This is a genomic window from Flavobacterium limnophilum (genome assembly GCF_027111315.2).
GTDB lineage: Bacteria > Bacteroidota > Bacteroidia > Flavobacteriales > Flavobacteriaceae > Flavobacterium > Flavobacterium limnophilum.
This window is the reverse complement of the sequence record NZ_CP114289.2, coordinates 2,569,418-2,592,156: the sequence shown is the minus strand read 5'-3', so window position 1 is coordinate 2,592,156 and position 22,739 is coordinate 2,569,418. Positions and strand designations below refer to the sequence as shown.

At 35.0% G+C, this 22,739-nt stretch carries 23 protein-coding genes and 2 tRNA genes; 8 read left to right on the top strand and 17 right to left on the bottom strand.

Annotated elements, in window-relative coordinates; translation table 11 throughout:
* Positions 1-135 precede the first annotated feature (135 nt).
* The 3 genes from OZP13_RS10715 (at position 136) to OZP13_RS10705 (ending at position 3,265) form a co-directional block, all read left to right on the top strand.
* The gene (locus tag OZP13_RS10715) at positions 136-1,398 is read left to right on the top strand and encodes an asparagine synthetase B (protein ID WP_281297132.1); all 1,263 of its coding nucleotides are present in this window, start codon (positions 136-138) and stop codon (positions 1,396-1,398) included.
* Positions 1,399-1,547: 149 nt separating this feature from the next.
* Positions 1,548-2,306, top strand: coding sequence for a DUF2490 domain-containing protein (locus tag OZP13_RS10710; RefSeq protein ID WP_281297131.1), 759 nt, complete (start codon positions 1,548-1,550; stop codon positions 2,304-2,306).
* A 185-nt stretch (positions 2,307-2,491) separates the two neighbouring features.
* The gene (locus tag OZP13_RS10705; RefSeq protein WP_281297130.1) at positions 2,492-3,265 is read left to right on the top strand and encodes a DUF2490 domain-containing protein; all 774 of its coding nucleotides are present in this window, start codon (positions 2,492-2,494) and stop codon (positions 3,263-3,265) included.
* A gap of 90 nt (positions 3,266-3,355) precedes the next feature.
* Here OZP13_RS10705 and OZP13_RS10700 read toward each other — a convergent pair whose 3' ends face one another.
* From OZP13_RS10700 to OZP13_RS10655, 10 genes are all read right to left on the bottom strand, one after another.
* Positions 3,356-3,577, bottom strand: a complete 222-nt coding sequence (locus OZP13_RS10700; protein ID WP_281297129.1) for a hypothetical protein — start codon at positions 3,575-3,577, stop codon at positions 3,356-3,358.
* A gap of 123 nt (positions 3,578-3,700) precedes the next feature.
* Positions 3,701-3,946 carry a hypothetical protein gene (locus OZP13_RS10695; protein WP_269240142.1) on the bottom strand — a complete coding sequence of 82 codons (246 nt, stop codon included), beginning with the start codon at positions 3,944-3,946 and terminating at the stop codon, positions 3,701-3,703.
* Positions 3,947-4,050: 104 nt separating this feature from the next.
* On the bottom strand, positions 4,051-4,719 hold the full coding sequence (locus tag OZP13_RS10690) for a helix-turn-helix domain-containing protein (RefSeq protein ID WP_269240141.1): 669 nt from the start codon (positions 4,717-4,719) through the stop codon (positions 4,051-4,053).
* Positions 4,720-4,731: 12 nt separating this feature from the next.
* A complete protein-coding gene (locus OZP13_RS10685; RefSeq protein WP_281297128.1) occupies positions 4,732-6,456 on the bottom strand; it encodes a tetratricopeptide repeat-containing sensor histidine kinase in 1,725 nt (574 codons plus the stop codon).
* A 161-nt stretch (positions 6,457-6,617) separates the two neighbouring features.
* Complete coding sequence (locus tag OZP13_RS10680) at positions 6,618-7,097, bottom strand: hypothetical protein (protein ID WP_269240139.1); 480 nt, start codon at positions 7,095-7,097, stop codon at positions 6,618-6,620.
* A gap of 89 nt (positions 7,098-7,186) precedes the next feature.
* Positions 7,187-7,405, bottom strand: coding sequence for a hypothetical protein (locus OZP13_RS10675; RefSeq protein ID WP_281297127.1), 219 nt, complete (start codon positions 7,403-7,405; stop codon positions 7,187-7,189).
* A gap of 19 nt (positions 7,406-7,424) precedes the next feature.
* Complete coding sequence (locus tag OZP13_RS10670) at positions 7,425-7,721, bottom strand: hypothetical protein (RefSeq protein ID WP_281297126.1); 297 nt, start codon at positions 7,719-7,721, stop codon at positions 7,425-7,427.
* Between the two features lie 133 nt (positions 7,722-7,854).
* Positions 7,855-8,538, bottom strand: a complete 684-nt coding sequence (locus tag OZP13_RS10665) for a carbonic anhydrase family protein (RefSeq protein ID WP_281297125.1) — start codon at positions 8,536-8,538, stop codon at positions 7,855-7,857.
* Between the two features lie 24 nt (positions 8,539-8,562).
* Complete coding sequence (locus OZP13_RS10660; RefSeq protein WP_281297124.1) at positions 8,563-10,158, bottom strand: SulP family inorganic anion transporter; 1,596 nt, start codon at positions 10,156-10,158, stop codon at positions 8,563-8,565.
* A gap of 89 nt (positions 10,159-10,247) precedes the next feature.
* Entirely contained in the window at positions 10,248-10,520 is a 273-nt protein-coding gene (locus tag OZP13_RS10655; RefSeq protein ID WP_269240137.1) for a hypothetical protein, read from the bottom strand.
* A 704-nt stretch (positions 10,521-11,224) separates the two neighbouring features.
* On the opposite strand from OZP13_RS10655, the gene OZP13_RS10650 reads away from it, so the two are divergent.
* Positions 11,225-12,268 carry an outer membrane beta-barrel protein gene (locus OZP13_RS10650; protein ID WP_281297123.1) on the top strand — a complete coding sequence of 348 codons (1,044 nt, stop codon included), beginning with the start codon at positions 11,225-11,227 and terminating at the stop codon, positions 12,266-12,268.
* Between the two features lie 435 nt (positions 12,269-12,703).
* On the opposite strand, the gene OZP13_RS10645 is transcribed toward OZP13_RS10650, so the two are convergent.
* The 5 genes from OZP13_RS10645 to OZP13_RS10625 all read right to left on the bottom strand — a co-directional run bounded on the left by OZP13_RS10645 (position 12,704) and on the right by OZP13_RS10625 (position 18,240).
* Positions 12,704-13,621, bottom strand: a complete 918-nt coding sequence (locus tag OZP13_RS10645) for an N-acetylmuramoyl-L-alanine amidase (protein ID WP_281297122.1) — start codon at positions 13,619-13,621, stop codon at positions 12,704-12,706.
* A 36-nt stretch (positions 13,622-13,657) separates the two neighbouring features.
* Positions 13,658-14,173, bottom strand: a complete 516-nt coding sequence (locus OZP13_RS10640) for a hypothetical protein (RefSeq protein ID WP_269240134.1) — start codon at positions 14,171-14,173, stop codon at positions 13,658-13,660.
* 27 nt (positions 14,174-14,200) lie between these two features.
* Complete coding sequence (rimO, locus tag OZP13_RS10635) at positions 14,201-15,502, bottom strand: 30S ribosomal protein S12 methylthiotransferase RimO (protein ID WP_281297121.1); 1,302 nt, start codon at positions 15,500-15,502, stop codon at positions 14,201-14,203.
* Between the two features lie 227 nt (positions 15,503-15,729).
* The gene (locus OZP13_RS10630; protein ID WP_281297120.1) at positions 15,730-17,310 is read right to left on the bottom strand and encodes an OmpP1/FadL family transporter; all 1,581 of its coding nucleotides are present in this window, start codon (positions 17,308-17,310) and stop codon (positions 15,730-15,732) included.
* A gap of 51 nt (positions 17,311-17,361) precedes the next feature.
* Entirely contained in the window at positions 17,362-18,240 is an 879-nt protein-coding gene (locus OZP13_RS10625) for a hypothetical protein (RefSeq protein WP_281297119.1), read from the bottom strand.
* 101 nt (positions 18,241-18,341) lie between these two features.
* Here OZP13_RS10625 and proS point away from each other — a divergent pair, with 101 nt between their 5' ends.
* From proS to rpsT, 4 genes are all read left to right on the top strand, one after another.
* Positions 18,342-19,820: a proline--tRNA ligase gene (gene proS / locus OZP13_RS10620; RefSeq protein WP_281297118.1), complete on the top strand. Its 1,479-nt coding sequence runs from the start codon at positions 18,342-18,344 to the stop codon at positions 19,818-19,820.
* Between the two features lie 77 nt (positions 19,821-19,897).
* A tRNA-Glu gene (locus tag OZP13_RS10615) sits at positions 19,898-19,969 on the top strand.
* 38 nt (positions 19,970-20,007) lie between these two features.
* Positions 20,008-20,079, top strand: a tRNA-Glu gene (locus OZP13_RS10610).
* Between the two features lie 157 nt (positions 20,080-20,236).
* Entirely contained in the window at positions 20,237-20,488 is a 252-nt protein-coding gene (gene rpsT / locus OZP13_RS10605; protein WP_281297117.1) for a 30S ribosomal protein S20, read from the top strand.
* A 63-nt stretch (positions 20,489-20,551) separates the two neighbouring features.
* Here the strand turns inward: rpsT and OZP13_RS10600 are convergent, their stop codons facing one another.
* Both OZP13_RS10600 and OZP13_RS10595 read right to left on the bottom strand, forming a co-directional pair.
* Entirely contained in the window at positions 20,552-20,947 is a 396-nt protein-coding gene (locus OZP13_RS10600) for a response regulator (protein WP_269240129.1), read from the bottom strand.
* Between the two features lie 3 nt (positions 20,948-20,950).
* The gene (locus OZP13_RS10595; protein WP_281297116.1) at positions 20,951-22,663 is read right to left on the bottom strand and encodes a PAS domain-containing sensor histidine kinase; all 1,713 of its coding nucleotides are present in this window, start codon (positions 22,661-22,663) and stop codon (positions 20,951-20,953) included.
* Positions 22,664-22,739: the final 76 nt, after the last annotated feature.

Sequence of the window (22,739 nt, the reverse complement as noted above, 5' to 3'; positions counted from 1 at the left end):
CAAAACTTAATTTTCTTAATGAGCTTAATGGTTTAGAAAAGAGAATGTTCTGTTTTTTATGGTTTTTCGTCCAATAAAACCAGTATATTTGACATTATTAAAGCGGATTAATGGTGCTTTTAAAAAAAAATAAAAATGGCTTCTAAAAAGGTGTTCTTTATAGTTTTACTCCTGATTTCCTTTTCGGTCAAAGCTTCTTTTATTTTGTTGCCAATGGACGAAACCACGCAGCAAAATCACCTGAAAGCCTACGGAATTACTTATTGGTGCATCGACAAAAAATACAAAGCCAGTTGGCTGCTCAATTACCGTGGTGGTTCTTTTTTGTTGATAGATGCTCCAGAAATCCGTAAAGAATGTCAGATCCGAGGAGTGAGTTTTGAAGTGTTGAGCGATGCCGAAACTAATCAAATTTTGGAAGAAATAGCTAGTCCTTCCCAAAATATGGAAGCGGTTGTGCTCGAAAAAGCCCCCAAAATTGCCGTTTATACTCCGAAAGGAAAACAGCCTTGGGACGATGCCGTGACTTTGGTCTTGACTTATGCCGAAATTCCTTTTACGCCCATTTATGATGAAGAAGTTTTGAGTGACCAATTGTTGCTTTATGATTGGCTGCATTTGCATCATGAAGATTTTACGGGACAATATGGAAAGTTTTTTGGTTCCAACAGAAATTCACCTTGGTACATTGACCAAAAGAAAGAAGCCGAGATTTTGGCAACCAAATTGGGCTATAAAAAAGTATCGGAAGAGAAATTGGCCGTGGCCAAAAAAATCAGGGATTTCGTCATTGGCGGCGGATTTATGTTTGCCATGTGTTCTGCAACGGACAGTTTTGACATTGCTTTGGCTGCCGATGGTGTTGATATTTGCGAATCGATGTTTGACGGCGATGCAAGCGAAGCCAATTACCAATCCAAAATAAATTATGTCAATTCCTTTGCTTTCAAGGATTTTATTTTAGACCGAAAACCCGAGCATTACGAATTCTCGGATATTGACATGACCGAAAAAAGAAGAATTCCAATGGAGAAAGACTATTTTACCTTGATGGAGTTTTCGGCCAAATGGGATCCAATTCCGAGTATGTTGTGCCAAAATCATACGCAATTGATAAAAGGATTTATGGGGCAAACTACTTCTTTTGATGCAGAACTTATAAAGTCTAATGTGTTGGTAATGGGGACTTGTGAACTCAATGGGGAAGCGCGTTACATTCACGGCGAAAGAGGCAAGGGAATGTTTACTTTTTATAGTGGTCATGATCCTGAAGATTACCAGCATAGAGTGGGAGATCCAGTAACTGTTTTAGATTTGCATCCCAATTCTCCAGGGTATCGGTTGATTTTGAACAATGTGTTGTTTCCTGCGGCAAGAAAAAAGAAACAGAAAACCTGATACTGAATACTTCTCACTCAATCAAAAATTATTCTTGTTTTTTCGGGTAATTTTATCTTTCAACCTGATTTTTATCATACTCCAAACTTTTTTTAGTGCGTTAATTTGCCGCAAATAAGGAAGAGGTTAATTTAGTTAAAAATTATTTTATGTTGAAGTTTAGAATTGTAATGTTCGTCGTTTTATTCCCATTAATAGGCATTGGACAAATACAAAACGAAAAAGTGGTTAACGAACAGGTGCAATCCATGTTTAGTTTAAACAATACCATCACATTTGACAAGCATTGGGGTGTATTGGCTGATTTTCACCTACGAAGAGATGATTTTGTGGATAACGACAGTTTTTACATGGTTCGAGGGGCATTGGCCTATATAACCGAGAACAAAAAAGTGCTGGCTTTGGGGTATGGACACATGTGGACGGCTCCATCGAATCCTGGTTGTACTACTTTTTCGAATGAAGATTTCACGTATCAAATGTTGGACCTGAACTCTAAAATAGGCAATGTGTCCATCTTGAATCGCTTTCGAAACGAACAACGTTGGCAACAAGTTATCGTGAATGATGCTTGGACTGGAGAGAAAGTGTTTTCCAACAGGGTTCGTTATTTGGCAAGTTTCAATATTCCGATTTTCAAGAAAAAAACATTGCCCTCCCTTGTTATATCCGACGAGATTTTTGTTCAATTTGGAAAGAATATTGTTTATAACACATTCGATCAAAACTGGTTTTTTGTTGGAATCAAACAGTCCATCACGCCCAAGCTCAGCTTTGATTTTGGTTACATGAATGTTTATCAGCAAAAAAAATCCGGCTATCAATATGACATGAACCACACGCTGAGATTGTTCTTTTATTACAAAAACAACGCCAATTCTATTGTTCATGTTGGGCATCATTCCTGATTCCTTTTTTAGACGGTTTATTGTTTTAGGAAAGCATTAAAATTGATAATCAAAATTCTGAGTTGACTACATCGATTAAGTTTGTGAAAATAGTTTAAACGTGATTTTTATCATATTTCAGGCTCTTTTTATAGTGTTATTTTGCAAGTGAATACAACTTCGTTTTCGTTTTAAATTTATTTCCTATGTCAAGATTCAAGCTTATAATTTTGGTTATTTTATTGCCCATAATTGCTTTGGGACAAGCCCAAACAAAAAAAGTAATCAATGAACAGACACAGACTTGGGTGTCTATAAATACGGTGACCAAATTTAGTGAACATTGGGGGATTGTTGCCGATGCCCACATCAGGAGCAACGAAGTTTTTCATGATAATAATTTTTATTTTCTAAGAGGAGGAATTAGCTATATTCCAAATCCCGCAGTTTCTATCACGGGAGGTTATGCCCATATGTGGCTTGCGCCAACAAAAGAAGGCTGGGATACCTATTCGGATGAAAACAGGATTTATCAACAAGCGCAAATGACCACCAAAATAGGGAAAGTTAGCGTTCTTCAAAGGCTTAGAAACGAACAGCGTTGGCAAGAAAAAATCGTTAACGATGAGTCAACGGGAGAAAACCGATTCACGGACAGGGTTCGCTATTTGGTTAGTTTCAATATTCCAATTTTTAAGAAAAAAACGGCACCATTACTTGTTCTTTCAGACGAGATTTTAATTCATTTTGGACAAGAAGTGGTCTACAATACTTTTGACCAAAACCGTTTGTTTATAGGAATCAAACAATCCATAAATCCTAAACTTAGCTTTGATTTTGGCTACATGAATGTCTATCAGCAAAAATACACAGGTTATCAATACGACATGAATCATACCTTGAGATTGTTCTTTTATCTCAATTCGAGTATAAAATCCAATAAACCTGCTCCTGTTCATCATACTTCCGGGGATGAATAATTTTGATGTAAAAAAGAACAATCGTTGACGAGTATCTTTTAAATATAAAGATACCAATCAATAAATTCTAAATAGATTCGAATTTTTTTATCAATTCTTGATAAGCAATGAATCGTTTTTTTCTTCCTTGACGGTTGTTTCTTTAGCCAAAGTGTCTTTTTTTCTTCTTTCTATTTCATCGTCATCAAGTTTGTAATTTGGGATGGTGTATTCAAATGTGGTTCGTTTTATTTCTTTTTTTTCTGGTTTTGATTGACAAGAAAAGAGGATAAAGCACAAGAAAAGGAATTGGGTTAAGTTAAGTTTTTTCATTTAAATTTGGGGATTTAGAAGAGGCAGCGATTTGCAATTTTTATGATTTATTTGCTCATGTTTTTTTTAATCAATAGCGTTTTATATTCGACTTTAACTAAAGTCATTTTCAGATATTGATGATTATATTTTTTTGTACCTGTTTTTTACGGCCGATGTCAGGAAAATAATTTGCAAGGCAACCATTAATGGAATAAAAGGGATTTTCCAATTGATGTCTATCCAGCTTATTTTTACTAAAAGTAAAATGATGGAAGATAGAATTCCCGTGATGATGATTATGGTGTTGGATGTTGCAATAACAGAATTAATGTCTTTTGTTAAGCTTGTTTTTGAGGCTAATGACTTTGTTTTAGTACTGGTTTTCATTGTAGGTCTTTAAAATTGCATCAAAAATAGATGCAATAAAAAAGGTATCCTTACGGGAAACCGTAAAAAGTAAAAAAAAATAAAAAAAAATTGAAGGGAGTCTATTAAATCATTCCCAAGTCTTTGGCAATGGCAATGAGATGCACGTTGTTGTTGGCTTTAAGGTATATTTTTAGCCTGTTAATACGTTTTTCCAGACTGCTGCTGCCATTCGGGGCGATGCTCATATTCTTGAATTCAGTGGAGATTTCATCCAAAATATAGCCTTTTGACAATAATTTTAGAATTTCAATATCATAGTTTTCAATTTCGATTAGTGATTTGTCTCTTAAAGCGTGTGACAATCCAGTCGAAAATATTTTTGAGTTAGTATTGAGAATTTCCGTGATGGTTTTTTTAAGTTCTGGAATACTGTTTCTTCCTTTTGAAACGTAGGCATTGATTCCTAAATTTGTAAAAAGTGACTTTACCCTGAAAGACTTATCTTCTATGGAAAAAACAATCGTTTTGATGTCTGGCTGCAATTTTTTTATGGCAGTAATTAATTCCTCTCCAGAATTTAGCTTGTTTTCGCGATGATCTGTTTTGAATGATAAATCGCTAACCAATAAATCATAAGGGGCATCGTCTTGGATTGCTTTTTTTATTTTCAAAAAAGCATCATCACAATACTTGGCGTGGTGAATTTCGGAAACCGAAAGTTCTTTGAGTGCTTGCCCGACAGCGATGCTAATACTGTCAAAATCTTCGGCTACTAAAACTTTTTTAAACATATTGAAGAAGAATTACGCAGGAATTGTAAAACTAGTTTTGAATCCCTTGTCTGATTTAGTATCAAAAGTAATGGTTCCATTTATTGATAGAATACGGTTTTCCACATTTTGCAGTCCATTTCTTGAATTTATTTTGTCGAGTGCCGCTCCAACCCCGTTATCACTGTAATCTATTTGTAATTTATTTTCACTTTTTTTGAAAGTTATTATGGCTAAACTGCATTGACTGTGTTTTTTCATGTTGACCAATAATTCTTGGATGACCCGATAAACAATAATTTTTTTATTGTTTTCCAATGCATTCCAATCGATAGAATGCATTCCGTTTACCAATATGGTGATGGTGCAGGTATTGAAACCGGACATCATTTCTTTCAAGCCTTCAACATATTTTATTCCAGTATCAACAATGCTGTTCTCCTTTGAAATATTGCGGATCCTGGAATAGATGTTGTCTAAATTGTTGAGCAATGATTCCTTGTTTTGACTGGTGGATAAATTCTGTGTTTCGGCAAAAGCCAGGGTGTGATAGACGTCGTTTGCCAATTCGTCGTGCAATTTTTTCGAAATCCGGGTTTCGGTATCGTAGGAAGTCTGGATTTTTTCTTTTTTGTTGATGGCTTTTAAAAAATAATAAAGAAAAATAGTGGAAAGAATACCCGTTATAACCAGAAAATTTAAAACCAGGTTTTGGTTTTTTTGTTTTTCCAATTCAAGAGCAGTTTCGGCTTTTTGGGTTTTCAATCTTAGGTTTTCTTCTTTGTCCAGTTTAGAATCGTATTTGATTTTGGCAAACTGGTTTTTGGCTTTTTGTCTGGCTTTTACTAGGCTATCATTGATTCGGATATAATCTAAAGAATATTTTTTTAATTGGTTTCTATGGCTGTTTTTTATTAATAGCTTTAATGATTCCAATCGGTCGTCTGCATTATTTACTTTTGTTGCTTTTTCATAGGCTGATTGTGCGTATTCATTTGCTAGTTTTGGGTTGTTTTTTTGATAGTATTCATTAAGATGAATGTAAGTTCTTACCAATCCCCAGTCATCCTTTATTTGTTTCCTAATTAGTAAAGATTGCTTCATATAGCCAATTCCTTTTGGATTTCCAACTTTGAAATAGCTATATCCTAAATTATCCAGAATTTTACAAAATTCTTCTGGTTTATTTTTGATTTCTTTTTCTGAAGTTAATGGCAGGAGAATTTGTATGGCATTAGGATAATCTTGTGTGTCCATATGGACTACTGCAATATTGTTTTTGATACAAGCTTTTCTAAATTGGTTTGTTTTAAAATGCAAAGCTAAATTGTAATAATGAAGGGCAAGTTTATAATCTAAAGTTTGTAAATAATTATGCCCCATTATATTGTATAAAGCCCAATGATGGTTGGGTTTTGGATTGTTTTTTAAATAAGGAAAAGCCTCAAGGATAGTAGTTTCGCAGCCCGAATAATTCCCTTGATTTTGTTCAATATAGGCTAATTCTAATATAGAATAGATAATTTTGGCGGTGTCTTTTTTTACGTCACAGAGTGATTTGGCTTTGCTGAAATAATAATAAGAACTATCATATTTCGTGTTTGTGAAGTGCTTTTCGCCTAGTAGAATAAGACGATTAATTTCTACTAAATTGCTCTTTTTTTCTGGTTTTTTTTTAGGCTTTTTTTCGCAGGATTGCAGAGCAAAAAATACTGCCAATAAAACAAAAATCGGAAAATGAAACTTCTTGAAAATCATAGCCCGAAATTACAGAAATTTATTAGAATATAAAGAGTGGCTAATCAAGAATTTTGTGGTTTTCTACGGATTTTTGATTCTGTTGGAAAGAAAAAAACGACTGTCTAAAAAAGAAGTCGTTTTTGGGGTAAATTTAAACTAAATAATGGTTTTGGAAGTTCCTAATAAGTGTAAGCTGTAGCTTTTAAATCATCTGTTTTATTGGATGTTATTACGATAAATGGATTTCCTTTTTGTGCGGCATTTTCTTTTAAACGCTTTTCTCCCATTGAAGCCAAAGACTGTTTGGTTTGTCCTTTTGTTTTGCCAAAAAAGAGGGTTAAATCACCTGATGTTTTTAATCCAATAGTTTCCGACTCTTTCAGTATAATGACTTTTTTGTATTCTGATTTTTGGGTTAAATTTATTTTATTGGATAAGATTTGGGATTTTTTATTGGATTTTTCATTTAATTGAGCCACGGCATATCGACTTATTTTTTGTTCTTCCATACTGTTGGGTAGGGTATAGTAAACTAAATTGCTTTCGATTTTTATAAAGTTCACATTTAATTTTTCGCCATCGTGTTTGATGATTTCGTGGGATTGTGCAAAAAGTTGAGCTGTAAGCATTACTGCCAATACGGTTAATAAGTTTTTCATTTTTGGATATATTTAGTGTCGCCACGATTGAACCGCAGCCTGTTATTTAATAATTATTGCTGTAAAAGTCTTATGCTGTTGGGAAATATTTATGCTTGTTCAGGTGGTGGAGTTGGATTTTCAAAAGAAATCTCTTTGATTTTGCACAAATAGTAGGTGTTGTTGTTTTTTGGATCTGATAAAGAGAATTGTGCCAAATTTAAAAGTTCAATTGAATCTATAAGTTGGATTTTTAATTTGTTTTCTGTTTGATTTTCGGCATCATTTTTTTCGGTTGTTTCATAATAACCATATCTTTCATTTTCCATAATTACGGATAATTTGTCACTAATCCAGATTAAGGAAAAAGTGGTAATTAATAGTGAAAAAAATAGTTGGAGTGCGCCGTTTTTCATATTCCAAATTTAATGATAAAGCTTCAATTGACAAGTGTTTTGGTGCTTTTTGTGTTGTTTTTTGCTTTTGTTTTTGCGTGTTTTGTTTTGGGTTTTTTTTGGGAGGCTGTAGGTGGTTTTTTGGCTTATTTTTATTGCGTAACCCTTGTTTTTTAGGGGTGGTTTTGATTTTTTTATAGGGAATTTTAAAGTCAAAAGGATAAGCTTTTTGGTTGAAAAGGTGAAGCATCAAATTAGGATAAAAAAATATTGTTAAAACATTGACTTGGTTTTTTTTTAATAAAAAAAAACAGCAGTAAACTTTATGTTTACTACTGTTTTAAAATCGTGTTTAAATCTAAAACGTTTTTCTGGAAAGTGTCCTAATGTCTTAAATCGGCTACCGAGAATTTTGGGTTTTTGTCGTCCCTGATGTACATGACGTCGGTATAAAAAGTTACTTTCCCAGTTTCGATGTCATGCATGGCTCCTACAACTCCAATTGCCCCGTTTTCTACCATTTGCTCCAAAATAAAACTGCGCTCGATTATGTTTTTTACGGTTCTTTTTACATTTATTGTCGATACATTTTCCACAAAACCACTATTTTTTGATGTCCTGTCGGTTTTGGTCGTTTTTTCTTGGTAAACTGCCGGTTGTATTTTTGACAATAATTCGGTAAGGTTACCCATTTCTACATGGTCGCAAGCCCCTTTAACGGCACCGCATTTGGTGTGTCCCAAAACCACGATTAGTTTTGAACCGGCCAATTTACAGGCGAATTCCATGCTTCCCAGAATGTCGGTATTGACAACATTTCCAGCAATTCTTACCGAAAAGATGTCGCCCAGGCCTTGGTCAAAAATTAGTTCGGCCGATGTTCTGCTGTCAATGCAACTTAGTATTGTGGCAAATGGCCATTGACCTTCAACAGTCTCGTTGGCCTGCTGCAATAAATTGCGGTTGGCTTTCAAATTTTTGATAAATCTATCATTTCCTTCTTGCAATATCTCCAAAGCTTTTCTTGGGTTTATTTGTGCTTGTGTTTCTTTTGTATGTGTTTTCATTTGTGTAAGGTCTAAATTAATGGTTTATGTGTGAGAAACGAATACGTGTTTCTCTTCTTCTCCTGTGTTCTCCAGTTCATATTCTTTTTTGAATCCAACGAGTTTTACTTTTATGTTTTCTTCTTTGGCCCTGATTTTTTTGAATTCTTTAATTAAATCTAGAACGTCATGAGCAATATAAACAGTATTTTTAGCATTGATAATTACTTTCGAATTTTCTGGAATTTTGCTTAATGTTAATTTAATGGCAGCTTTGTTCAAGAAAGAAACCTCCTGGGCCAAATCGATATGAATTACATCACCGTCATGATATTCTTCTTTTCTAAAGTAGTAAGCTCTTTTCATGTTTCCTCTCAAGATGGCGAAAACACTGATAATCATTCCTAAAGCAACTCCTTTTAACAAGTCCAAAAAGACTACTGCCGCAAATGTGGCTATAAAAGGTACGAACTGGTATTTGCCATTGCTCCAAAAGTGCTTGAATGTGGCGGGTTTGGCTAATTTATATCCAACCAACAATAATATGGCAGCCAGTGTTGCCAATGGTATTTTATTCAAAATTACCGGAATGGTCAATACGCTTATAAGTAAAAGAACACCATGTATTATGGTTGACATTTTAGATTTTGCTCCTGCATTGTTGTTAGCCGAAGAGCGTACCACCACCGAAGTCATTGGTAATCCTCCCAAAAGAGAACTCACGATGTTTCCAATTCCTTGGGCTTTCAATTCCACGTTGGTGTCGGTGTAGCGTTTGTGCACATCCATTCTGTCGGATGCCTCAATACACAATAATGTTTCTATTGAAGCCACGATGGCAATGGTCAGACCAACAATCCAGACTTTTGGATTGGTGATTCCCGAAAAATTGGGCGTTACTATGATTTCTTTAAATTCTTCAAAGCTCGAAGGTACTGGCAAAGAAACCAAATGCTCTTTGGAGATGGCTAAAGAACTTCCTGTGGCTATAAAAAACTCATTCAATACAACTCCAAGAATTACAGCGATAAGTGCTCCTGGAATCAATTTTAATTTTTTAAGAAAAGGAACTTTATCCCAAGATATTAGAATGATCAAAGACAAGGCTGCAATGAATACGGAGCCTAATTGCAAGTAATTCAATATGTTGAATAAAGACGAAAAAGTGTTTCCTCCGTCCAATTGCGAAAAACCGTGATTTCCTTCAAAGTCACTGTCATAACCAAAAGCGTGTGGTAGTTGCTTCAGTATGATGATAACTCCGATACCAGCCAACATTCCTTCGATTACATTGGTCGGAAAATAATTCGAAATGCTCCCGGCTTTAATGAATCCGAGTGCCAATTGTATTAAACCTGCAATGAAAACAGCTGTCAAAAAAACGTCAAACGCTCCCAAATCGGTAATTGCCGTTAACACTATTGCTGTCAATCCTGCAGCTGGACCAGAAACGCTAATATGGGATTTGCTTAAATACCCCACGACTATACCGCCAATGATGCCGGAAATTATACCTGAAAATAACGGTGCGCCTGAAGCCATTGCTATACCTAAACACAACGGGAGCGCCACCAAAAAAACCACTAAACCTGATGCAAAATCAGATTTAAGGTTGGCAAAAAGATTGATTTTTTTTGTCATGATACCTTACTAAAAATGAATACAAAGATTTTATCACATGAGTTAATGTGATTATTTTTGAGATTTTAAAAAATAAAATCAAGGATGTATTAAGCTTGTTCGGGTGGTGGGATGAAAATTTTGGAAGCAATTTTATCGTTCTTGGACAAGTTCTCGGAATGAATCAAACCGGAATTCAATTGCGATAAATAGGCTGGAGGGTTTGGATAATCAAAGTTGAAAACGGCCTTGATTTCCTTATGTGATTTTTCTTCTTCAGAAAAACTGTAAAATACGGATATGTCGGCACTTTTCTCAATTACGCTAACAACAGTTGGCGTAACTAGAAAAGTTGTAAAAACAAACAATAATATTCGTGCCATTATCTTCATAGTGGCAAAAATAGAATTTAACAAATGAAATCAAAGTACTCTGTATTAAAATTTAAAAAAAAATTAACATCTGTAATTGTTCTTTTTTGTAAGAATAAATATTGCCGTGCTCTTGTTCTTTAACCTTTGGGACGAACAAATTGCAGCCAAAAAATCGTCTTGTCATTCCAGTCGGTTTTGCTTCATGTTAAGTGTTTTTTAGTTCTAATATTGATTGTTTTTTTAGTTCTAAATTCGATTTTTTTTGAAATTTACGGGTGTGTTCGTGTTTTATTGTGTTTTGTTTAAAAAAGAACTTTACTATCGTTTGTGTTGGGTGATTTTGTATTCATATGGTTTAAAACACTATTTTAGACCTTTTTTTATTTGGTTTTTTGATTTTAAGTCAAAAAATATGGGGGTGTGTTGAAAAAATAAAATATTAATTTTATAAAATAATCTGTTATAAATACGGAATGTCTATTATTTTGCAATCATTTCTTGGTTATCGATAATTCTTTCGTCGAAGAGGCAAAAAAGTAGTTTTTTTATATTCAGGTAAAATATAAGTTAATAGATTTGCCTCAGGAAAAAGGTTCTTTCCTAAACAAATTATACTTACAAAAATGATGTTTTTCTGATGTTTTGAAAACACGTTTAGTGATTGTGATTTAAAAACAAAACAAAACCAAATTAATAATTAAACTAAATTAAACATGAAAAAAGTAGCACTTATTTTAGCATTAATGCTTACGAGCAGTATGACATTTGCACAAGACGCAGCACCGGCAACAACTTTTGCAGGATCTGCAGATGCGTTTTACAAGTATGATTTTTCTAAACAAATGAGTCAGCCAGTTTCTACCAGCTTCACTAATGCTAGTGATTCTTTTCAATTGGGAATGGCTTCTATAGAGGCTTCTCACAAATTTGGTAAAGCTTCCGTCTTTGTAGATTTAGGTTTTGGAAGTAGAGCTTCGGAATTTACATACAACGATGATGCAAACACATTTATGATTAAACAGTTGACATTTACTTACGATGTTTCTGATAAATTTAAAATTACAATGGGTAGTTTTGGAACTCATATTGGTTATGAATTATTGGATGCAGTAGACAACAAAAACTACAGTATGTCTTATGCATTTACTAACGGGCCTTTCTTTAATACAGGTGTTAAAGCACAATATACTGCTGGTAAATTCAGTATTATGGCTGGGATTACTAACCCAACCGATTTTAAATCTGCGCTTGATGCTGAGTCAAAAAACAAAACTTTTATCGGTCAATTAGGTTATGTAGGTGACACTGGAAGCGCTTATTTTAATGTAACAGCTGGTAGTAATAATCCAGGTTCTGATAAAAACATTACTCAATTTGATTTTGTTGCATCTAAAAAACTTAACGATAAATTCTCTTTAGGATTCAACGCTACTTATGCTTCTGTGGCAGATGATTTTGATAGCGATTTGGACGGAGAATGGTTTTCTTTAGTTGGATACGCTAGCTATGCCGTGAAATCTGACCTTAGCTTGGCTTACAGATTAGAGTATTTTGATGATAAAGATGGTCTTTCAGCTAGTGCCATAGACGGAAAAGTATTGGGTAATACTTTGTCTTTAAACTACAAAGTAGGTAACTTGACAATTATTCCTGAGGTTAGATATGATAAATCTTCTAATAATATTTTCTTAGATAGTGATTCAGTTGGGACAAAATCAAATACTTATGTTTTACTAGCGACTACATATACGTTCTAATTAGAAAAATATTTTTTTTTACTGCCAAGATGCTACTAGTGTCTTGGCAGTTTTTTTATGTATAGTCTAAAAAGGTTTAATTTTGTTCATTTAGATATCGGTAATGATGCCTATCTGGTATTGATTTTACTGGAATGTGTTTCCTCAAAGGTAGGTTACGGGGTGTATGCTTGAAAAATAGAAGGCAATCTATTTCCTTGCCTTCTATTTTATTTCATTTCATTTCTCTTTTTGATTAAAAGGACAAATACATGTTTTAATCAGACGAGCCAATATAATTTATAAGTCTCTTGTGTGGTAGAAAGGACTAAATATTTAAACCATATCTAAAGTATAAAGGAAAATTGTCTCCGATCCATAAATAATAATGGATAGACAAAAAAAGCGGTCTTTTGAAGTGTTCAAAAGACCGCTTTTTAATTATCTTAAAACTAATTATTGCTGTTTCTTGTAGATATTATAAATGGTATTTATTGTTTTTTCATCTAAAACAGTATCAACTTCTGATTGAATAAAATGAAGTTTAAACGCCGAAATTGCAGCCGGAAGATTCTTCGTGTTGTAACCAATAATTTGAAGTCCTTGTTCTACATTGAAGTCAGTTGGCGCGGGTTCTAAAACTTCGTCCGGCCAAATTCCAAAACCATTTGTGGCCAAAAGTTTCCATGGAAAAAAAGCACTAGGGTCTTTTTTTCTTGTTGGGGCAATGTCTGAATGGCCAATTATGTTCTGTGTCGGGATATTGTAATCCTTTTTTAATTTTGTAAGCAAGGCCAAAAGACTAATTATTTGTTTATCCGAAAAAGGTTTAATTCCGTTATTGTCCAGTTCAATTCCTATCGACGCCGAATTGATATCGCTGTTTTTTCCCCAAGTGGCATTTCCTCCATGCCAAGCTCGAAGATAATCATTCACCATTTGGACTACTCTGCCGTCCTCTGCAATTACATAATGGGCACTTACTTGAGTTTTGGTGATGGTAAACGTTTTTAATGTTTGAGCCAATGAATCTTGGGCAGTATGATGAAGAATTATGAAATTGGGTTTTCTAAGGTTAAAATTAACGGTACTGATCCATTCGGTGCTGATTCCGTTTGATAAAACGACTGGCGATTTTATGGATAAGGTATCCTTGTAAAGTGTTAGTGGGTCTATTGGAGCGGGTTCGCTAGGCAATATGGTAGTACTGCTAGTTTCCAGCTTCGCCGGTTCCATATTTGAAATCTTTTCTTTATAATTGTCTAATTGCTCTTTGTATGATTTTTCGCTTTTTTTATAAGGATTAGTTGAGCAAGAAGTTATGATAATTACTAAAATCAGCAGGAAGAAAGGCTTATATGTTAAATGTTTCACGCTATTTAAAAGTATTTAATGTTCAAATAAAATAAATTATTCCTGATTTTCTTTTTCTTTCTCCTTTTTTGGTTTGGATTTAGATTTTTCTTTTGATTTTTTCTGGTTTTTTCTGTCTTCTTTAAAAACAAGATATTTTTCTTTTTGTTCCTTGCTTAAAAATTGATTTATTTTTCGATCTGTAGATTCTGAAAGTGCCTGAAAATCTTTCATTTGTTCGTCTTGAGTCGAGTCTTGTTTTAGGATTCTCCCTTGTGTGTTGAGGCTTTCAATAAGAACATTGGTAATTGCAATTACTTGAAGTTCATCAAGATTTAGGGCAGGTTTCATCTGTTCAACTATTTTGGCAGCAGTTACATCGGCTGGGATTTCTTTTGGTTTTTCCGGTTGGCTTTGCTGATTCATTGCGCTGCCCATTTGGTTCATTCCACCGCCGTAGCCATTTCCTCCGTAACCTCCTCCTCCGTAGCCGTTCCCGCCATATTGGGCAGAAACACTTGTGATTGATAATAGCATAAATGCAAATACTAGAAATGTTTGTCTTGTTCTCATAGTTAGTATTTAAAAAAAAATATAAATTTAAATAGGTTCTGCGTATAAATCAAACTCTGTGGCATCGGTTATTTTTACCATTACAAATTCGCCGGTTTTTACATAATGTTTTGATGCGTCAATAAGCACTTCGTTGTCCACGTCAGGGCTGTCGAATTCTGTTCTTCCCACGAAATGTTCGCCTTCTTTTCTGTCGATGATGCAACGGAAGGTTTTTCCAATTTTCTCTTGGTTCAAATCCCAGGAAATTTGTGATTGCAATTCCATAATTTCATTGGCACGACTTTGTTTTACGTCATCCGGAACATCGTCAACCAAATCGTAGGCGCTTGTGTTTTCTTCATGTGAATAAGTAAAACAACCCAAGCGTTCGAACTTCATTTCCTGAACCCAATCTCTCATGATTTCGAAATCTTCCTGTGTTTCGCCAGGATAACCAACTATTAAAGTCGTTCTAATGGTCATTCCGGGAACTGCCTCGCGGAATTCTTTCAGTAATTTCGTTGTTTTTGCTTTTGTGGTGCCACGTTTCATCGATTTCAAGATAGAATCCGAGATGTGTTGCAATGGAATGTCGATGTAATTGCAAATTTTTGGCTCACGTTTCATGATTTCCAATACATCCATCGGAAAACCGGTAGGAAAGGCGTAGTGTAAACGAATCCATTCGATTCCTTCGACTTTTACCAAAGCCTCCAACAATTCGCCAAGATTACGCTTTTTATAAATATCCAAACCATAATAAGTCAAATCTTGCGCTATCAAAATCAACTCTTTTACGCCATTTTTTGCCAAACCTTCCACTTCTTTAACTAACTTTTCAATAGTTTGCGAAACGTGTTTGCCGCGCATAATTGGAATGGCGCAAAAACTGCAAGGTCTGTCGCAACCTTCAGCAATTTTTAGATAGGCATAATTTTTTGGAGTCGTTGTCAAACGTTCTCCCAATAATTCGTGTTTATAGTCGGCTCCAAGAGCTTTTAACAAAGCAGGTAATTCTGTGGTTCCAAAAAACTGGTCCACATTGGGGATTTCTTTTTCTAAATCGGGTCTGTAGCGTTCAGATAGACACCCGGTTACGAAAACTTTGTCTACCAATCCTTTTTCTTTTTTGTCGGCATATTCCAGAATCATATTTACCGATTCAGCTTTGGCATTGTCAATAAATCCGCAGGTATTGATTACCACGATGTTTCCTTCTTGTTCATGCACGACATCCTTTCCGCTGGCACGAAGTTGCCCCATGAGTACTTCGCTGTCATATACATTTTTCGAACACCCAAGAGTGATCACGTTTATTTTATTCTTTTTTAAGGATTTGGTTCTCATATGTTTATAATCCCGATAATTTGGGAATTTTGCAAAATTACAATTTTTATTTTTAGAAGTACAAACCTTTGTTTTTTTATGGAGGTTTAGTTCTTCCATTTATCTACACATACGTCAATAAATGAATTGGGAAGTCATTACTATGTTGGACTTTTTTTCAAAGAGAAAGCCATTTCGATTATTGAAATGGCTTTCCATTAATTTTTTTAAAACGTATGTCCAAAATATTATAATTCAAACAACATGGTCATGGAAACGTTGTTGTTTATGGTGTTGATTTTGGCACTGTCAGTTAATCCTTGGTTGAAAAAAGCTTGTTGCGAACTTCTTTCAGAGTAGGCATAGGCAAAATCTAGTTTGAATACGCCGAAATTATAGCCCAATCCTCCCGAGAACCCATTCAAATCGCCAACGGTTTTAGAGTTTTTGTAGGGACTTTGTTCAAAACGGTATCCACCTCTAAGACTCAATGCTTTTATTTTGTATTCGCCACCAATCCTGACTTCGCTTGTAGTAGCAAGAGTGTTGCTCATTTCGTTGTTCAAGCCTCTGAAATATGAATCGTTTTCGGGTTGAAATTTTGTGTTGCCATAATCTTTTAATGTGTAATCAATACTTATTAATCCAACTTTTCCAAAAACATAGGCAAAACTTCCGGTTAGTTTTCCTGGGGTTTGTAGTTCGTAAGGAGCATAATAGTTGATGATATTTGGATTTACGACATCTGCGGGCAATTCGCCTGAAATGTTCTTGCTTACAGCTACTAGATTTTGGGAAAATTCATCACTCAAATGGTACCAAGTGGGTGATTCAAAAGCTAATCCTAGACGGACTTCATTGGTTACTTTTGCGATGGCGCCTATTTGAAATGAAAATCCTGTTCCGTAAGTGTATAAATTATTGTCGAAACTTATTTGTCTTACAGTGTAATCCGTGGTTAAAGGATTGGTGTTGCTTTCATAAAAGCTGGTAGAGCGGTAGAAATCGGTAAAATGTGAATTTAAGTTTATTCCGAGATACAATTTGTCTTGATAAGAAGTAGCGATGTTGAAGGATAATTTTCCGTTGTATCCGTTGGAATAAATGCTGTTTTTTTGGTAGTAATTTACTCCGGGAGTGACATTTGAAACGTATAGAGAATTATTGTTGGTGTCATCCACTGCATTTATGATGTAACCTTGATAACCCATCATGGCTTGTTGTGCGGCAAATCCACTCAAGTTTGGATATTGCATATTCGGTAAATTACTGCCCAAAAATGCATATAAATCAGAAATTGATTCTCCCTTTTGTAGGGTTACAAATTCCTGTGGTACCGGAGCGCCTCCATTTCCAAAATTTGCATGACTCAAGAAATAGCCATCTACGGAATTGGTTGGATTTGTTCCTGCAGAAAAGACTGAGTTGTCAAAATTATTCGTGTTTTCATAGTTTATGGAAAAGGACAACTTTTTCCAGTCGCTATTTGGGTTTCGGTTCTTGAAAACAAAAACACCGCCAGTTTGGTTCATGTCGAAAGAATTGTCGCAAGCTGAAGTGTTGGTTCCAAAATAATTGGAATTGTTTTTTGTGCTGAAATTGCTTAAAGTCAACGTAATTTGATTATTGGAAAAAATGGCTGAGCCCGCAGGATTTACGTTGATGGAAGATAAGTCGCCTCCGAGAGCCCCAAAAGCTCCGCCCATGGCTCTAAAACGAGCCGTTCCGCTCAAATTATCTTGTGCATAACGCATGGCATCAGTGATGTCTTGCGATTGTGCAACACTAAATATGAGACCTGATAATAAAAGGAATATGTATTTTTTCATCATGAGTTCGTTTATAGTTCAGTTTTTTATTTTAAAAAAGAAAGATGTTTATTATCTTCTTCCACCACCACCTCCAGATGATCGACCTCCACCACCACTACTGCTGCTGCTGCCGCCACCATATGATCCACCGCCATATGAACCACCACTTGATGTTCTTCCGCTGCTGTAATTGGTTGAACTTGGAGTGTCATTGTATGATCTAGTAGGAGTGTAGCTTTGGCTTCTTGAGCCATTTGTGTTTGTACTGGTTCTTGTTCGCCCTGAATTGTTTTGAGATTGTGAATAATCCCTTGTCATGAAGGACGAGCTATTTCTAGTTGTGCTATTATTGGTGTCAGTAGAGTTTCTTCTGTAATTAGAGCCACTTGCATCTCTTGTTGTAGAAGAGTTTTGGGAATATCTAATATTGTTGTTCGTTCCACTAGAGTATGAAGAGCCTCTTCGTCCTGAATTATAGGAATAATTGTTGTTGTTATATCCATAGCCATAATATGGATAACCATATCCGTAGTAAGGGTATCCATATCCATAATAAGGATTACCCCAACCGTATCCATAATAAGGATAATCCCATCCATAATATGGATAGCCATAACCGTATCCATATCCGAAACCTATCGACATACTCCAAGGATTGGTATATACGTTTACCGAAGTTGTTGATGGATTGTCTCCCCAGCCAGGATAATCTTGGTTTGTAACTTGAATAGTGTCACCCAAAGTTTTGTTTTCATTTTGCAAAGAACTGAAATACTCCTGATAGTGTTTGCTTGAAGTATTTTGTGCTTTTGCAGAATTTCCATAGATGCCGTCGCTGTCATAATAGGAGCTGTTTTGATAAGAGCCACATGATGCCACAAGAAAACTTATTAATCCAATTAATGAATAAAGTGTTGCATTTCGGGAAAAAAATAGATTTGTTTTCATATCAATGGGATTTTTTATTGTTGCACATTACAAAAATAGTTAGTTTTGCTGAACTATTTAGTTAAAATAATTAAAACAAAATTTGTGCCAAACTATTCAATATGAGCAAGAACCTTACCACACGAGCAGACGACTATTCTAAATGGTATAATGAGCTGGTTGTAAAAGCCGATTTGGCTGAAAATTCAGGAGTTAGAGGATGCATGGTTATCAAGCCTTACGGCTATGCAATTTGGGAAAAAATGCAGGCGGAATTAGACAGGATGTTTAAGGAAACGGGGCATCAAAATGCTTATTTTCCTTTGTTTGTTCCTAAAAGCATGTTCGAAGCCGAAGAAAAAAATGCAGAAGGTTTTGCTAAAGAATGCGCTATCGTGACTCATTATAGGTTAAAAAACGATCCCGATAATCCAGGCAAGTTAATTGTAGATCCCAATGCAAAATTGGAAGAAGAATTGATTGTTCGTCCTACAAGTGAAGCTATTATTTGGTCCACTTATAAAGGGTGGATTCAGTCTTATAGGGATTTGCCATTGTTGATTAACCAATGGGCAAATGTCGTGCGATGGGAAATGAGAACCAGATTGTTTCTAAGAACCGCCGAGTTTTTATGGCAAGAAGGACATACCGCACACGCCACAAAAGCAGAAGCGGTGGAAGAATCTGAAAAAATGATGAATGTATATGCTGATTTTGCCGAAAATTTTATGGCAATCCCGGTTATAAAAGGATTGAAAACCGAAACCGAACGTTTTGCCGGAGCCGAAGAAACGTATTGTATCGAAGCCTTGATGCAAGATGGAAAAGCCTTGCAAGCAGGAACCTCGCATTTCTTGGGACAGAATTTCGCCAAAGCCTTTGATGTGAAGTTCGCCAATGCCGAAGGAAAGCAAGAGCACGTTTGGGGAACTTCTTGGGGAGTTTCAACTCGATTAATGGGGGCATTGGTCATGACGCATTCCGATGATCAAGGATTGGTTTTGCCTCCTAGCTTGGCTCCAATTCAAGTAGTGATTGTTCCTATTTATAAAACAGACGAACAATTGGATGAAATCTCGGCCGTTGTTAATGGATTAATATCGGAATTCAAAAAACTTAATATTTCGGTAAAATTCGATAATAGAACTACTCAAAAACCAGGATTCAAGTTTGCCGAATGGGAATTGAAAGGAGTGCCTGTTCGAATTGCTGTAGGTCCAAAAGATTTAGAAAATGGAACTTTTGAAGTAGCCAGAAGAGATATTTTGACCAAAGAAGTGGTTTTGAAAGACGGAATCGTGACTCATGTCAGTGGATTATTGGAGCAAATTCAAAAAGATTTATTCCAAAAAGCATTAGATTATAGAGATTCCCATATTACGGAAGTAAACAGTTTTGAAGAGTTTAAAACGGTTTTAAACGATGAAGGAGGCTTTGTTTCAGCACATTGGGATGGTACGGCAGAGACGGAAGAAAAGATTAAGGAATTGACCAAAGCAACCATAAGATGCATTCCTTTGGATAGGGTAGAGGAGGCGGGAAGCTGCGTGTTTACTGGTAATCCGTCATCAGGAAGAGTGCTATTTGCAAAAGCGTATTAAAAAAATATAAAAAAAATTACGTCAGCTATTGTGCGAATAGAAAATAGTTGTATTTTTGCATCCGCAATACGCAAGTAGGTCCCTTCGTCTATCGGTTAGGACGCCAGGTTTTCATCCTGGTAAGGGGGGTTCGATTCCCCCAGGGACTACAAAACTCATTCAAATGAGTCTAAATATTGAGAATAATGGTCCGTTCGTCTATCGGTTAGGACGCCAGGTTTTCATCCTGGTAAGGGGGGTTCGATTCCCCCACGGACTACAATTAGTTGTAAATAAGTTTTATGAAATAAAGATTGGTGTCTCCTGTTTTTATTTTATTAGTTAAAACCAAAGTGATTGTCAAAACAATTGTGGGAGGTTTTTCTTTTTTAACTGATAGTTTATAATAATTATTACAATTAAAAATAAAAGAAAAAATGGCAAATCACAAGTCAGCTTTAAAAAGAATTAGAAGTAACGAGAAAAGAAGAGTATTAAATAGATACCAACACAAAACTACTCGTAATGCAATTAAAGCATTAAGAATAGCTACTGACAAAGCAGATGCTGCTTCAAAATTACCAAGCGTAATTTCAATGATTGATAAATTAGCTAAAAAGAATATCATTCATGATAACAAAGCGTCTAATTTAAAATCTAAATTAACGAAACACGTTGCTAAATTGTAATCACTACAATTTATAGATAAAAAAAAGTCCTGAAATTTTCGGGACTTTTTTTATGCGTTATTTTTAGATTTTGGATTTAATGTATTCCAGCATTTCTTTAGAAATAGGTTTTGACAAAAAATCAAGAACCATAGGGTATTTTTTTGCTTTTTTGAGGTCTTCAGGATCAATAGTCGAAGAGAGGATGATTACTTTTATGGTATTGTATTCCGAATAATCTGCAGTGCTAAAGGTGTTCAGGAATTCCCAGCCTCCCATAACAGGCATATTTAAATCCAGAAAGATTAATTGGGGTTTTTTTATATTGGGATTGTTGTTGATTGTCTTGAAGTGATTCAAGGCGTCTTCGCCATTTTTGGCTGTAATTATTTCTTTTGAAAATGCTGCTTTGTTAATTACCATTTTACTTAACATTAATGTTATTGGGTCGTCATCTACGCATAAAATTGTATCTAGCATTTTTTATTTGTTTTTAAACGTTAATGTAAATGTGGTGCCTTTGTTAACTTCGCTTTCAATGCTGATGGTTCCTCCCATGGCTTCAACTTGTGATTTGACAAGGTATAAACCTAGTCCTTTGCTGTCTGGGAAATCATGAAATCTTTGGTATAGCCCGAAAACTTTGTCTTTATTTCTTACTAAATCAATTCCAATTCCATTGTCCTTAAATATAAGAAATACGGTGTCGTCAATTTTATTTGCCGAGATTGTTATTTTTGATTTTTTATTTTCTGATTTGTATTTTATGGCATTGGTTAATAGATTCAGTAAGATGCTTTCTAAATAGGCTTTGTTGGTGTTTAAAACAGGCACCTTTTCGAAATCGATTATTATGATTGGTTTGTGTAGGCCAATGAGGAAATCCAATTGGCTAAACACATTTTCAAAAACATCCTTCAAGGAAAGGTCTTCTTTTTGTATCGACGGATTGTCTTTTATGACAATAACTTTTACCAAGTCCTCAATTGTCTCGTTTAAAAGATGGGTAGATTTGTTAAATCCATCTAATATTTCTTTTAGTTCGGGATCCTCGATGGGAATGTCTTCAATTAAATTCAGTAAACCGGTCAAGTTGGATAGCGGTGCTCTTAGGTTGTGGGATGTTATATAGGAAAATTGCTGCAAATCTTTGTTGTTTTGTGTTAATTCTCGAATGAGTTGTTCTTTTTCTACTTCTTGTTTTTTCTTTTCGGTAATGTCTCTTTGAATGGAAACCCAATGCGAAAGTTCTTGATCCGAATTATAAACGGGAAGCATTGAAAGGCCTACCCAATATTCTTCCTTGTTTTTTTTGTAACTGATGGTTTCTATTTGGCATTCTTGCTTGTTTCTTATTGCTATGCTTAGTTTTTTGAGTTCTTGCATATCGGAATTTGGACCTATAAAAATACTTGGCGATTCGCCTATGATTTCGTCGGAATCGTATCCTGACATCACCGAAAATGCTGGATTTACATATACTATTTTAGGAATGTTGCTGTTATGCAAATCCGGTTCGATAATAATTATTGAATCTTTGGCCTGAGTTATTACTGTTTCTAGTAATTTAAGCCTTTGTTCTTCTTCTTTTTGTTTGGTAATGTCTTGTATGGCTCCAATCATTCTGACAGATTTGCCATTTTCATCCTTTAAAATAAAACCTCTGTCCAGTACATATTTGTAGGTGTCATCCGCACTTCTAAAGCGGTATTGATCCTGCCATTTTTCCGTTTTTTGTTCAATAAAGGAGTATAATTTAATAGACATTTTAATAGTGTCTTCAGGGTGAATCTTGTCAAACCACCATTTTGAACCGGAGCCTACTTGATCTGGAGTGTATCCAAAAATATTTTCGATTCCCCTGTTCCAAGACATCTCGTCTTCCTGTATTTTCCAATCCCAAATGATGTCACTTGTGGCTTTTGATACAATATCGTATCTTTCATTTGATTCTTTGATTTCAATATTGGTATTCCTCAACTTATTATAGACGGCAGTGTTCTTGATGTCTTTTTTATGTAAGATATATTTTAAAAAAAATGCGGAAGCAACTATAAATAAGATATTTTCTATAAAATCATAAAGGGGGTGGTTGTATGTCAAAAAGTATTTTCCTAATAATTTATGGCTAATAACGGCCATAAACAAGGAAACAAGGATGTATAATAGGGTTGTTTTGTTATTCTTGTTTTTCATTATTCAAATATAAATAAAATTTGTAACTTTTTTGGGTGTGATTATAAAGTTGTACTGTTTTTTGGTTAAGATTTTC

Bases quoted from the DNA above. Each gene is read 5' to 3' on its own strand.
- OZP13_RS10630 (WP_281297120.1), bottom strand. From the start codon at position 17,310: ATGAAAAAATACATATTCCTTTTATTATCAGGTCTCATATTTAGTGTT.
- OZP13_RS10705 (WP_281297130.1), top strand. From the start codon at position 2,492: ATGTCAAGATTCAAGCTTATAATTTTGGTTATTTTATTGCCCATAATT.
- OZP13_RS10655 (WP_269240137.1), bottom strand. From the start codon at position 10,520: ATGGCACGAATATTATTGTTTGTTTTTACAACTTTTCTAGTTACGCCA.
- OZP13_RS10690 (WP_269240141.1), bottom strand. From the start codon at position 4,719: ATGTTTAAAAAAGTTTTAGTAGCCGAAGATTTTGACAGTATTAGCATC.
- OZP13_RS10600 (WP_269240129.1), bottom strand. From the start codon at position 20,947: ATGCTAGATACAATTTTATGCGTAGATGACGACCCAATAACATTAATG.
- OZP13_RS10675 (WP_281297127.1), bottom strand. From the start codon at position 7,405: ATGGAAAATGAAAGATATGGTTATTATGAAACAACCGAAAAAAATGAT.
- OZP13_RS10715 (WP_281297132.1), top strand. From the start codon at position 136: ATGGCTTCTAAAAAGGTGTTCTTTATAGTTTTACTCCTGATTTCCTTT.
- OZP13_RS10595 (WP_281297116.1), bottom strand. From the start codon at position 22,663: ATGAAAAACAAGAATAACAAAACAACCCTATTATACATCCTTGTTTCC.
- rimO (WP_281297121.1), bottom strand. From the start codon at position 15,502: ATGAGAACCAAATCCTTAAAAAAGAATAAAATAAACGTGATCACTCTT.
- OZP13_RS10685 (WP_281297128.1), bottom strand. From the start codon at position 6,456: ATGATTTTCAAGAAGTTTCATTTTCCGATTTTTGTTTTATTGGCAGTA.
- OZP13_RS10625 (WP_281297119.1), bottom strand. From the start codon at position 18,240: ATGAAAACAAATCTATTTTTTTCCCGAAATGCAACACTTTATTCATTA.
- OZP13_RS10680 (WP_269240139.1), bottom strand. From the start codon at position 7,097: ATGAAAAACTTATTAACCGTATTGGCAGTAATGCTTACAGCTCAACTT.
- rpsT (WP_281297117.1), top strand. From the start codon at position 20,237: ATGGCAAATCACAAGTCAGCTTTAAAAAGAATTAGAAGTAACGAGAAA.
- OZP13_RS10710 (WP_281297131.1), top strand. From the start codon at position 1,548: ATGTTGAAGTTTAGAATTGTAATGTTCGTCGTTTTATTCCCATTAATA.
- OZP13_RS10695 (WP_269240142.1), bottom strand. From the start codon at position 3,946: ATGAAAACCAGTACTAAAACAAAGTCATTAGCCTCAAAAACAAGCTTA.
- proS (WP_281297118.1), top strand. From the start codon at position 18,342: ATGAGCAAGAACCTTACCACACGAGCAGACGACTATTCTAAATGGTAT.
- OZP13_RS10700 (WP_281297129.1), bottom strand. From the start codon at position 3,577: ATGAAAAAACTTAACTTAACCCAATTCCTTTTCTTGTGCTTTATCCTC.
- OZP13_RS10665 (WP_281297125.1), bottom strand. From the start codon at position 8,538: ATGAAAACACATACAAAAGAAACACAAGCACAAATAAACCCAAGAAAA.
- OZP13_RS10660 (WP_281297124.1), bottom strand. From the start codon at position 10,158: ATGACAAAAAAAATCAATCTTTTTGCCAACCTTAAATCTGATTTTGCA.
- OZP13_RS10640 (WP_269240134.1), bottom strand. From the start codon at position 14,173: ATGAGAACAAGACAAACATTTCTAGTATTTGCATTTATGCTATTATCA.
- OZP13_RS10670 (WP_281297126.1), bottom strand. From the start codon at position 7,721: ATGCTTCACCTTTTCAACCAAAAAGCTTATCCTTTTGACTTTAAAATT.
- OZP13_RS10650 (WP_281297123.1), top strand. From the start codon at position 11,225: ATGAAAAAAGTAGCACTTATTTTAGCATTAATGCTTACGAGCAGTATG.